8 protein-coding genes are annotated in these 11632 nt (G+C 55.6%); 3 read left to right on the top strand and 5 right to left on the bottom strand.

All coding sequences use genetic code 11. The annotated features are described in order from the left end of the window. Positions 1-66 precede the first annotated feature (66 nt). Positions 67-5178: an Ig-like domain-containing protein gene (locus CEE69_RS20510; RefSeq protein ID WP_099262491.1), complete on the bottom strand. Its 5112-nt coding sequence runs from the start codon at positions 5176-5178 to the stop codon at positions 67-69. Between the two features lie 470 nt (positions 5179-5648). Between CEE69_RS20510 and CEE69_RS20515 the strand changes: the two genes are divergently transcribed. Beyond that, positions 5649-6467 (top strand): protein kinase family protein, encoded by an 819-nt coding sequence (locus tag CEE69_RS20515; RefSeq protein ID WP_099262593.1) that lies wholly within the window; start codon positions 5649-5651, stop codon positions 6465-6467. 57 nt (positions 6468-6524) lie between these two features. Here CEE69_RS20515 and CEE69_RS20520 read toward each other — a convergent pair whose 3' ends face one another. Next, a complete protein-coding gene (locus tag CEE69_RS20520) occupies positions 6525-8132 on the bottom strand; it encodes a permease (RefSeq protein ID WP_099262594.1) in 1608 nt (535 codons plus the stop codon). Positions 8133-8422: 290 nt separating this feature from the next. Here CEE69_RS20520 and kdsB point away from each other — a divergent pair, with 290 nt between their 5' ends. Continuing rightward, positions 8423-9175, top strand: a complete 753-nt coding sequence (gene kdsB / locus CEE69_RS20530; protein WP_099262493.1) for a 3-deoxy-manno-octulosonate cytidylyltransferase — start codon at positions 8423-8425, stop codon at positions 9173-9175. A gap of 62 nt (positions 9176-9237) precedes the next feature. On the opposite strand, the gene CEE69_RS20535 is transcribed toward kdsB, so the two are convergent. After that, complete coding sequence (locus tag CEE69_RS20535; protein WP_233215471.1) at positions 9238-9498, bottom strand: hypothetical protein; 261 nt, start codon at positions 9496-9498, stop codon at positions 9238-9240. Between CEE69_RS20535 and CEE69_RS32895 the strand changes: the two genes are divergently transcribed. After that, the gene (locus CEE69_RS32895; protein ID WP_199169915.1) at positions 9497-9658 is read left to right on the top strand and encodes a hypothetical protein; all 162 of its coding nucleotides are present in this window, start codon (positions 9497-9499) and stop codon (positions 9656-9658) included. The two genes, CEE69_RS20535 and CEE69_RS32895, sit on opposite strands and share 2 nt — an antisense overlap. 151 nt (positions 9659-9809) lie before the next feature. On the opposite strand, the gene CEE69_RS20540 is transcribed toward CEE69_RS32895, so the two are convergent. Then, complete coding sequence (locus CEE69_RS20540) at positions 9810-10205, bottom strand: cytochrome C oxidase subunit IV family protein (RefSeq protein ID WP_099262495.1); 396 nt, start codon at positions 10203-10205, stop codon at positions 9810-9812. A 64-nt stretch (positions 10206-10269) separates the two neighbouring features. Further along, on the bottom strand, positions 10270-11565 hold the full coding sequence (locus CEE69_RS20545) for a cytochrome c oxidase subunit 3 (RefSeq protein WP_099262496.1): 1296 nt from the start codon (positions 11563-11565) through the stop codon (positions 10270-10272). Positions 11566-11632 lie beyond the last annotated feature (67 nt).

Consider the following 11632-nt stretch of genomic DNA (forward strand, 5'->3'; position numbering starts at 1 on the left):
AAAAAGCGTGACCAAGCAAATGCTTGGCCACGCTTTTTTCGTTTGCGTTTCAACGTCGAGTCGTGATCAACTCCAAAGCCCAGCGACGTCATCGGCCAGCAGATCAAGCAGATCATCGTCGTCCGAATCAGTGTCAGAGTCGTTGGTCACAACCGCACCGTTGGCAGAAGCATCGGTCGAAGCAACTGCTCCGCCTGTGACCTTGTCTTCGGCAGCCAGATCGCCAATGGCTTGGTCTGATGCATCACTCGCGAGCGTTTGGATGCCTGTCGAGAGAGGCTCACCAGCCGCGGCAGTCGATTCGCCAGCAGAATCATCGTTCAAGTAGTTGATGACTCGCAAAGCGTCGATCGCACTCACGCGACGGTCACCGTTGACGTCGTGATAGAACAATTGCGAATTCGCTGACCCTGGTTCACCAGCGGCCGCCGAATCCAATCGCGACAATTCGTTGATCACCAACAAAGCGTCGATGGCGGTGACGAGGTTGTCGCCGTTCACGTCAGCAGGCAGATTGGTGTTCTGCAGTGGCTCACCGCTTCCGGTGATCGTGAACGACAGCGAATCGTAGATGATCTGCGATGGATCAACTGGTTCGTCGCGGTCATCCAACAATGTGTCTTGGAACGGGAATCGGTCGGCGGGCGAGCCAGTGACCGTCGCGGTACCCGGTGCGATGGCCTCGAAGTACAACGTTGCCAACAATGGGCTGACGCCCGTCGCAGGTTGACCAGTGTCACTTCTCAGCGATCCGAACTCGTCGATCAATCCGGCACGCGTGTTGACGCCAACAGCCGCCGACGAGTTGAATTCGTCCGCGAACACGACATCGAACCCGAAATCATCGCCAGAGATCGTGTCCGATGGGACGATTCGTCCTGCGTCATACAAGACGTCCAAGAAACCAGCGAAGACGGGATATGGATCGAACTGAGTCAGGTCTTCCGCGACAACGCGGATGCCGAAGCGTTGACCGATCGAAACAGTCGAGATGGGTGAGCCAGATTCATCGACCAATTCAAAGTCGAATTCGGCCAAGGCGTTTTGGTTGGCTCCGACGACCAAGCTCACTTCTGCGATGCTAGTGACGATCCCGAACGTTGGGCTGGAAACCGTTGTCACATAAGTGAACGAATCGAAACCGCTGAAACCGATGTCCGCGGTGTATCCGATGTAGTCATCCGATGGATCGCTCGGCGTGCCGTTGTCACGAACAATCGCGACTCCGTTGGCAGCACCTTGATTGATTTCGAATGAGATGACTTCGCCACCGGTTCCCAACAAATCATTGTCGAGAACATCGAGCTGCGATTCGACAACGCTAGTGATCAACGCTCCGTTGCTGTCGAAACCTTGTGGGAAGGAATCATCCAACGCCGAAGGGAAATCGGGTCCAGGAGGTGCAATCGCGACTTCGACGGATCCGTATCGAATTTGACCGAAGTTCAAAGCAGACGATTCGTCAATGAGAATCGTTTCGCTTACGGCGGCGTCAGAAGGATCAGCTTGGAAGACTGCGATCCCCGAACCAATCGCTTGCATTGTGACCGTGAACAGTTCGGCTGGTCCGACGTGCGAAGCGACATCTTCAGAAGTATTGACGGAGTTCAAGTTCGAGATGGACTGAGCCGCACCGATTTCATCCAGCAAACCAGGGGTCAGAGTGTTGCCCAGCTGGAAGCTACCAGGTGTTTCAAACTTGGGCCCAAACGTGATGTCGAACGGGAATGCATCGGCGGAATTCGTATCAACGGTTGTAACCAATTCACTGGAGTACAACACATCGAGGAAAGCAGATGCTAGACCTTGAGCTTCAAACTGGGACAAGTTCCTCAGGTCGTCCACGCTGACTCGCAAGCGGAAGACGTCGCCTTGTTGCAATGTTGGACGTGGCGTGTCGTTGACTTCGTCCAAAATTTCCAAGGTGAACGATGCCAAGTCATCTGCATCAGCGTCCGGATTGATCGAAACGGTCACAGTAGCCGTCGAGAAGTTGTTCTCACTGTCTTGGACCGTGTACATGAACTGTTCTGATCCGGTGAAACCAGGGGCCGGCGTGTAGCGGACCGATTGGTTGTTTTGGGTCAGCACAACTGTTCCGCCAGCCGTCCCGTTGGTGACCGACGCCAGCGTCAATCCGCCAGGAGCATCCGATGCGATGTCATTGTCCAGAACGTTCAGTGGGAAACCACCGCTGCTGTTTGCATTCGCAGGGATGCGATAGATGTCATCCAGAGCGATTGGATCTTCGGTTTGGAAGGTCACATTAACGCTGACGGTGGCGGTCGCCACGTTGCCCTGAGTGTCAATCACACGGTACTGGATTGTGTCTTGACCGACAAAGTTGTTTGGCGGCGTGTAAAGCAATTGCTGCTGACCCGCACCACCTGAACTGATTGTCACAACGCCTTGAGTCGCGGCGGTTCCTTGTGTGGTGATTGTCAGTGGGTTGGACGCCGAATTGAAGTCATTGGCCAAGACATCAATCGGGAAGCCTTGACTGTTACGAGGCACCGAGACGCTGTCGTCATTGGCGAGATCGCCATTATTGAGCAGTCGAACGGCGTAGTCTTCCACTTCGCCTGAATCAACAAAACCAGTCGCCGAAACGTTGGTGTCTTGGCTTAATCGGAAACGAGCGAACGTGTCCAGCAAACCGCCAACAGGCAAGGTGAAGCTTGGCAACGTGATCGGTACCGAACTCACGCCTGTCGCCAGAGCTTGGTTTGTGATGAAGCGTTCATCTGAATCAAAGGTGCCGCTACCATCGACGTCGATCCAACCTTGCAGATAAGCCTGCCCACCGGTTGAGTTGTTGACCGTCACTTGGATCGAACTGGTTGTCCCAGGAACCAATGGTCCGGTGAACTGGATGCCATCTTCATCGGCACCATCACCCGTCGCATCAGCCGTCGGCTGCCCGTCGCTTTCGCGATCAACGGTGGCACCCAGCGAAAGTCCGCTGAGGATACCGTGACTGGCACCATTGGATGCACTCAATGTTCCATAGGAATCAGGAGCGTCACCAAAATCACGTGACGAACGGCCACCGAAGTTGTAGTTGTCGACGGGTCCGCTTCCCGGCGTGACGGTGTATTCACCGGACAAAGGAACGGTGCGTTCGAACCCAGCCTCTTCCACTTCGCGAATCGCGTAAGAGTAATTCACATCCGGCAAGTCGATTGAATACAGACCATTCTCATCGGTGATCGCGAAGGGCTCGCCAAGGTCGGGAAGATTGTCTCCGTCCAAATCAGCGTAGATGTAGGCACCCTCGACGCCAGGCTCGCCCGCATCGTAGAGACCGTTTTCGTTCACGTCTTCAAACTTCCGACCGGTTACGTCCGAAAGCACTTGGCGGAAACCAAAGCTTGGCAGCGTGCTGCCAGTTCCCAAGGTGACCGAACGACTGACGGGCGTGGTTGCCACGAAGTTGGTTGGCGTCATCGCGATGACGTTGTAGCTGCCCGAGGCACCAAACAAGCTGTAGGTACCGTCCGCAGCAGTGACGGTTGATGGATCAGTCGAGCTCAAAACGCCATCGCCATTGACGTCCAAGAAGACCGTCACACCACCAAGTCCCGTGTCTCCGGTGAATGTGCCGCTGCCATTTGCGTCATTGAAAATCCGTCCGGTCGCAGCTGAACCAACGGTTCCGGTTGCCAAGGCGTAGGCAATGGAATGAGCGGTGTAGTTGGTTCCAAAAATGCCTTCGACCAGAGAGAAGAAATCAGTCTCAAAGGTGGGAGGATTGTCATCGTTGGTGCCATAGATCCCATCAACACCGAGTCCCGCCAGCTGGTCGAATGAGTTTTGGCTACCACCTTCATTGCCAACATTCACAATCAAATTGTCGCCATCAGTGTGCCGGATGCCCATGATGTGTGCGGCTTCGTGAGCAGCAACGGCGCCCAAGAATGACGCCAGAACATCGAACTCACTCGATGCCTGTGAGCGAGGGAAAGCCTGAGCAACGGGAACCCAAGTATCCAGTTGAACGATGGCGTATTCGTCGAGCCTAAAGTTTCCGACATCAACCGTTTCGGCAACCGTCGCCGCGAAGCCGTAATTGACCGAAGTTCCAGTCACCACGACACGCGACACATTTGGATTGCTGCCGGGATCGGCATGCTCCAAACTATTGAGGATGGTGACGCCGTAATCGCCAGGATTGCCTGTTGAGTCGAAGTCACCATTGATGTTCTTTGCACCCACGTCTTCGAAGATGCGTTCAACTTCGGCCGCGATCGAAAGTTGCAAATCCTCGATTGCACCCGCAGCTTGATTGACAACACCCAATCCGCTCAGCGTTTGTTCAATGCCCGGGATCAGCGCGACGCCACCCAAAAGTGGGTCACCAGCGGGGGCATAGATTTCTCGGAGAACCGAACGGGGAAACGCACCGCCGTCAAAGTCCAAGAAGATGACCTGTCCCTCTCCAACCGGCAAACTTTCAGTCACCGGCCGGTAAGTCCGCAGACCCAACGTGTAATCGACACTGTTCGACTCAGCTGAAACCAATACCGAATACCGTCCGGCTTCTGGAACGATCTGGGCAAAGGCTTGGTTACCGAGCGTTTGCAGCGGTGAGTCAACTGGATACGTGTCGTACTGAGGGAACGAGCCGGCCAAAACGCCCTCAACGCCAAACCACACTTGGCCGTTGGGTAGCATCACCGTGAATTGGGCGGATCCGCCAATAGTCGCGACGTCCAAGATATCGCCGGCTTGCAAATCAAAAGAGAAGACGTCGATGTCAGTCGTGACGCCACCGCTCGACCGTGGGAAGATCCCAGCTGTTCCGCTCAGGTCAATCGTGTCCCGCTGTCCCGCCGCATTCCCCAATGGCAAGAACTCGGCGTCCTGAAAGAAGTCGTTCTCGCCAAATTCACCGCGAGCTTCCGACTCGAACATCGGGAATGACGAAACGGATCCGACGTTGCGTGGACCTTCGTATTCGTCCAAAGCTGGTGTGCTGGGCACGATTCCGCCGGCGGCTAGGAGTTGGCGTGATTCCAACCCTTCCATCATCAAACGGCGTTTCTGTGTTCGTTTACTGCGCCGGTCACTACGGCGTTTCGAGCGTCCTTTGCCCGCATTGGAATCGGAAGGATTTCGCTCCGAAGCGGCTTGAGAAGTCCAATCCGACGACGGTTGAGAAGGCTGACGATGAATCATCGAGGGTCTCTGGCAGGATGGGCCCCTGGGGACCAGAAAAGGGGAAGCAGTGCTGTCACACGTCTCTTGACGCTTCGCGACGATGCGGAAGTGGCCACAAACAGCAAACCGCGACAGCGAGTCTAGTTAGGGGCGATCCGGTGTCAACGAAATGCCTACTTTGTGACGTCAACACGATCGACAAAGTTCCCCGAATGAACCGGTCACTTCTTACAACCCGCACAACCGTTCCCCATTGGAACCTCTGAAACCCTGAAATGGGGCAGCAGTCGTGACGAATTGGCGGACTTTTCCGGTCGCCGGGAGTCGATTCGACCGGAACCATCCACCGAGTCGATGTCATTCTCGGTTCCGGATGAATCCGTTCGTCCGCTCCCAGACCTCTTCGTCTCCTGTTTGGATCGCTCATGTTTGGCAAATCCCGCGCGTCATCAAAACCAACTTCTGCCGCCGAGACGCCCACCTGCTCCATGAACAGCCCGTATTCCCAACGAATTCTGGGCATTTGGCGAGTTGGACAATCCATCGCCAAGGGCAACGGAACCGAATTGTTCCTCGCCCAAGCCGCCGACGCCGCCGACAGTCCCCGATGGGACTACGTGCTAAAAACTGTCGCAAACACCAGCAACCAAGGTGTTCCGGCTGCTCAACCAGCTCGACGTTTCTCGCAAATCATTGCGTCCTCCGGCATTAAACACCCCAATCTGGTGCCTGTCCTGGATCAATCCGACGGAGTCACTTCGCCGTACGTGGTGATGCCACGTTTGAATGCTCTCAATCTGACTGATCGGATCTCAGAAATCCCTCAATTTGCGTTGCCGGTCGCCCTGTGGTGGACCAGGCAACTTGCACAGGCCACACAGGCCCTGCACCAAAATGGATGGATCCACGGAGACATCACCCCCGACAACGTGTTGGTCGATTCGCAAGGGCACGTGACCCTAATCGATCTTGGGAACGCAGCTCGAATCCATTCACCGATGCAGCCACTGTTTCGCGGCACCGCCGATTACGCCGCGCCGGAACTTGCCGCAGGGAACACCGCCGCCCTGCCGGCGATGGACATTCACTCGCTCGGTCGCATCCTGCTGCAGACTTTGGCACTGACCGAACCAACCCAGTCCCGCAGCGTCGAACCAGTCGCTGATTTGATCGAACAAATGATCTCGCCGGATCCGCTTGAACGTCCCAGCACGACGGACGTTGTCGCGAGGCTGCTCAAGCTCGAAATTGAAACACTCGGCTGCCACATCGTTCCGGAACGCAAAACGATTCGCCGCGCCGCCTAGCGGAAAACACGCTCACGCGGTTTCGCGTGAGTTCGAATCCCGCTCGTCCGTCGCCGATCACTCGGGGACCGAAGCCTGGGGCAGGAATCGGGACCACGCAATCAAGAACAGGCCTGTCACCGCGTAGCCCGCGACGTATTCCATCACCACAGGTAGATACTTCTCGGGCAATCCCAACGAGCTTGATTCATCGAAGAGCAACGGGACAAACAAGCGGTTGCCTTCGATTGGCGAATGCATCACGCCAAAGCAGGTCAACACCGCAGCACCTAGCATCACGACGCCGGCCAAAACCAGCTTGCGATCAATCATCGACGCCAGCATCCAAGACCAAAGCAAACCGGTCACGATGAACCCGTTGCTGAGCATTCGCAGCGTCTGCAAATCGTGTTTGAGTGGACCACCCTCCAGCGATTCCATTGTGTGCCCGCCTTGCAGCAGCAACGAATCACCAAAGATTCGATCTGGCAAACTCATTGCTAAATATGCGAGCGCTGGCAAGCAAGCAATCACCACGGCGGCGTAGTGTTTACGAGGCGTCGCCATAAAGGTCTGCGACGTGATTTCCAATCCCACGAACACCAAAATAGGATAGACGGCCGGTGCCGGGATCCACGCGTTCAACAACGCGAAGTACCCGACGACTCCCGCTGATCCAACCAACAACGCCGTTGCCAACGTGTAAGCGGCGCGACCGCCCATGGCTTTGTAAGCCGGGTGTCCAATGTACGGCGTCGTTTGAATCACTCCACCCGACAAACCCGCCAAAAACGTCGCCGCGGCCTCCACGCCCAACACGGTTCGAGCGTCGTACTCATCTCCCGCCGACGCGGCTGATTCAGTGCAATCGATTCCGCCAACCACCGTTGCCAAAGCGAATGGCAACACAAACGGAAGGAACGGTACTGCGTCAGGGAAGGCGCCCCACCAAGTCCCTTGCCATGACTCCATCCACTGCGTCGGAAACCAAACGGTCGGCTCAGTCGTTGGAAGCTCATATCCCGCGACGCCAACCAAACACAGCAAGTAATAAACGCCACCGGCAACAATCAATGCTCCTAGTGTCCCTGGAGTCCGACCGGGAAGCGGAACGTGTGCAATCAATGACCCAAGCACCAACACCATCGCCAACAATCCCGGCAGCGGCGAACCCAGGATGTGCGTCAGTGGGAAAAAGCTGATCAGCACCAACGCGATCGCAGCCAATGATCCCAGCAATCCGGCTCGCGGAATCGCGTCCCGAACAACTTGGCCAAACGGAGCCAAGACCAACTTCAAGACGCCGCACATCACCGTGCACCAAATTCCGATGTGCCATGTGTGGCGAGCCGCTTCCAATTCCGTCATCCCGCCAGCTCTCGCGGCCAAGAACGCCGGCCCCAACACCAACAGAATCATTCCAAACGTCGAGGGTGTATCCAAACCCAAAGGCATCGCGGTCACATCATCTCGGTTCTCTCGACGCCCCATTCGCAATGCAATGAAGAAGAACGCGATATCGCCCAACATCACGCCCAGCGCCGTACCGGGAACCATGTGAGTCACAGTGAACTCCGCTGGCAAACCAAAGCCAGCGAGCAACGCCGTCATCAACAACAACCCCGCCACGTTGTCGAGCATCAATCCAAAGAACGCATTGATGTCCCCCGATGTCGCCCACCACATCGAACGGGAATCCTGGCCTGTTGTTTGCTCTGCACCAGACATGAAAAACCTGTTGTTGACGAATTGAGCCAGTTGCGCTATTTCAGGGGCCCTAGTTCTAACCGGATTGGAAACCGCGTGGAGCCACCGTGCGATATTCAGCCCCGAGCGTTTCTGTATCGAGCATTGTCCCCCATTCAACGGCGTTTGCATTGCTAACCGACGTTGCCTCGGTTACTTGCAATCGGCATCCACTCCGGCATTTCACTGATTCACTCGCGGTCCCCAACCACCAAGCCATCGGAAACACCATGAAGAGCATGATCGTCATTCCCGCTCGCTTGGCCTCCTCACGTCTCAGCCAGAAGCTGTTGCTGCAAGCGGGTGGCAAATCAGTCCTGCAACACACCTATGAAGCCGCGCTGAAATCGTCCATCGCGGAAGAAGTCATCGTCGCGGTGGATGATCCTCGACTCGCGGCCGAGGTCGATTCGTTCGGCGGTCAAGCTCGATTGACCAGCGTGGATTGCCAGAGCGGAACCGACCGAATCGCCGAGATCGCGTTGTTGCATGAAGATGTCAACATCTTCATCAACGTCCAAGGCGACGAACCCGAGATTGATCCAAAGACAATCGATGCAGTCGCAAAGCTTTTGATGCATCACCCAGATTCCGACATCGCGACCGCCGCATGTCCGATTCGCGATCGAGAACGCGTCGAAGATCCCAATTGCGTCAAGGCAGTCTTGGGCGACGACCACCGGGCCATCACATTCAGCCGTGCCGCCATTCCGCATCCGCGCGACGGATTGACCGACGCTCTACTCAAGGCGGGCACTCCGAACTACTGGCAACACATCGGGCTGTATGCCTACCGCCGCGAATTCTTGCTCTGGTTTGTGACTCAGCCGCCCGGACGTCTGGAGCAAATTGAAAAGCTCGAGCAACTTCGAGCCATCGAAGCGGGCAAGACAATCGTGGTCGCTCCCGTCGAGGACTGTGCCCCGGGAATCGACACGCTGGAAGACTTCCGCGCGTTCACGGCACGAATCGAGTCGGAGTGAACGCAAGCGGGCGTCGCAGTCAAATTGCAACGCCCGATAGAAGACTCGAAAAATCGACCTACCTAGCGGCGACCAAATGGTCGGATGGTTGCACGACCCGATTGTGCACCATCGGTGCCGATCACGACGCGACGAAGTGGACGATACGTCAGTGGAGTCTGCTCAGCGCTGTCGACCCAGCGAACCGTGTTTCCATAGACGTGAAACAATCGACCGGGCCGTTCCGTGATCGGGGTCGCCTGGATCTGAGCTCGATAGTCTCCCGTCGGCACGACGACGGCGCTCCATTCTTCTGCAGCAACTCTGGTTGAACTGCTCGCCATGGAAGTTCCCAAACTCACTGCCGCCAACAAAGCCAACATAGAACTGGACAAAGAACGCATCGCTGATTTTCTCCTGAAGGAATGTCTGACACCTGCAACCATACGTCAAGAAAACAATTTAGGAGGCCTGGGTCAAGTATTCGGAGCAAAATCTCAATGAAGACTTCGGCACTTCCTCAAAACTGAGCGAATCCAGCCACCGCAGAGAGCCTGCAGGTTCCAAACTGCCAATAAAAAACCCGGCATCGAATGCCGGGCCAGATTTGATCGTGTTGAGCGGCGGTCAAGAAATCGACCGACACCTGATGTCGCTACATCTCCACCGCAACCGTCGCGGGAGCCTCATCGATGTTGTTCTCAAACGAGCCCGAATTCATGTTCGCATCGCTCAGCGTGATGATCACAAACAACGCCACGAAGACGAACGACGAGAGAAACACAATCAGGTTGAATGGTTTGTCAAACGCCAGGTGCATGAAGAACAAACCGACCAAAACCGCTTTGATCGTCGCGATGAACATCACGACAGCGATATCGAAACTACCCAAGTCAAAATTGGATTGAGCGACGGTGACGATGGTCAAAAACACCAAGGCACCGAACACACCAAACAACATCGGCAACGGCAAAGGGTGAGCGAAATCGCCCTCGGCGTGGCCATCATGAGCGTGAGCGTCGGTGGTAGCGGAATGTCCGTGGTCAGACATGTTGCAGCTTTCGATGTGTCGTTGTTTGAAAATGAATTCGGGAAAGGTCTGTCAGTCAGCTGGACTAGCGAATCAGGTACAGCAATGGGAACAGATAGATCCAAATCAAGTCGACCAAGTGCCAATAAAGACCGACGTAGTCGACTGGACCAAAGTACTGGCGGTTGAAATCCTGGCGGATGGCACGAACCAACAACCAAACCAGAACACCGATACCAGCCAAAATGTGAATCGCGTGAACGCCGGTCATGCAGTAGTAGATGCCAAAGAACACACCCGCTTGGCGAGGAGTGTTGACATCACCTTCGATCGTCGAAATACCCGCGTCACTTGCGGACGGGTCCGTCAGGACTTTGCCCTCGGCAATCGATTGCTGAGTTTGCTCGGCGACGACCAAGTCCTTCAGACCGGTGTTGGTTTCGTTTTCGGCCAGCAACTTCACCGCCGCGTAATCGTCTCCCAGTGGGGTCTCGACCATCGCGGACTCAGATTCCGCCGAATGATCGCCAGCAGCAACCACGTGCGAATGATCGGTCTCATCGTGATCTTCACCGGCATGTTCGGCGTGCTCCTCACCATGAGCTCCATCAGCGTGATCGCCTGCTGCGGCAACGTGTTCGCCGTCATGATGCTCGCCCCCAGACTCCAACAAGGTGCCCAATCCAACGCCACCAAAGAAGCTCAAGGCGACGACCAACAACGGCTTCGCACAAGCGTACTGGAAGTCCTTGCCGGTCAACTTCGAAATGACCAGCCATACAAAGACGCCGGCAGCGATCACTGCGAACGGAGCGCAGAGGAAATACAAACTGTGTGTCAGGAAGTACGCCATCGACTCCGAGAAACCGTGTTGTTCAACCAACTGGTTTGCGGTCGGATGCTCATTGGCGGCACTGTAGAAGTACGATCCCGGAGGAAGCAGTCCCATGCCCCATTTGTGCGAATACTCAATCGACTTCACACCCAAGAAAACCATCGCACAAGACAACGTCGTCGCGATCAACGCCACCAACTTCTTGTGTTCTTCGGTTTGAGAGCAGCGAACGGCCCACGCCATTGTCAACGAACTGAACAGCAGCACGCCGGTGTTGATTGCACCCAGCTTGGTGTTCAAAAACTCGCTGCAACCGACGAACACATCCGGCCGAAGCATTCGGAAGATGGCGTACGCACAGAACATCCCACTGAAGAACAAAATTTCAGTGACCAAGAACAACCAAATGCCCAGCTTGCCGCTGTCAAATTGCTGTTCCGGAGTCTCAAAGTGGTGCGCCAACCATGACGGATGGTCGTGATCGTGCCCATGCGAATCATCCGCGTGAGCATCGGTTGAAGAAGATACTGAGTCGATCGTTGCCATGAGCGGTGGGCCGACGTTTGGACTGTTTCAAGACGGAAAGCGGCACCAATCGGATGCCGCGGGATTT

The organism is Rhodopirellula bahusiensis (assembly GCF_002727185.1).
GTDB classification, from domain to species: Bacteria; Planctomycetota; Planctomycetia; order Pirellulales; family Pirellulaceae; genus Rhodopirellula; species Rhodopirellula bahusiensis.

Excerpts from the sequence above, each read along its gene's own strand:
- CEE69_RS20520 (WP_099262594.1), bottom strand. The coding sequence starts at position 8,132 with ATGTGGTGGGCGACATCGGGGGACATCAATGCGTTCTTTGGATTGATG.
- kdsB (WP_099262493.1), top strand. The coding sequence starts at position 8,423 with ATGAAGAGCATGATCGTCATTCCCGCTCGCTTGGCCTCCTCACGTCTC.
- CEE69_RS20515 (WP_099262593.1), top strand. The coding sequence starts at position 5,649 with ATGAACAGCCCGTATTCCCAACGAATTCTGGGCATTTGGCGAGTTGGA.
- CEE69_RS20540 (WP_099262495.1), bottom strand. The coding sequence starts at position 10,205 with ATGTCTGACCACGGACATTCCGCTACCACCGACGCTCACGCTCATGAT.
- CEE69_RS20535 (WP_233215471.1), bottom strand. The coding sequence starts at position 9,498 with ATGGCGAGCAGTTCAACCAGAGTTGCTGCAGAAGAATGGAGCGCCGTC.
- CEE69_RS20545 (WP_099262496.1), bottom strand. The coding sequence starts at position 11,565 with ATGGCAACGATCGACTCAGTATCTTCTTCAACCGATGCTCACGCGGAT.
- CEE69_RS20510 (WP_099262491.1), bottom strand. The coding sequence starts at position 5,178 with ATGATTCATCGTCAGCCTTCTCAACCGTCGTCGGATTGGACTTCTCAA.
- CEE69_RS32895 (WP_199169915.1), top strand. The coding sequence starts at position 9,497 with ATGGAAGTTCCCAAACTCACTGCCGCCAACAAAGCCAACATAGAACTG.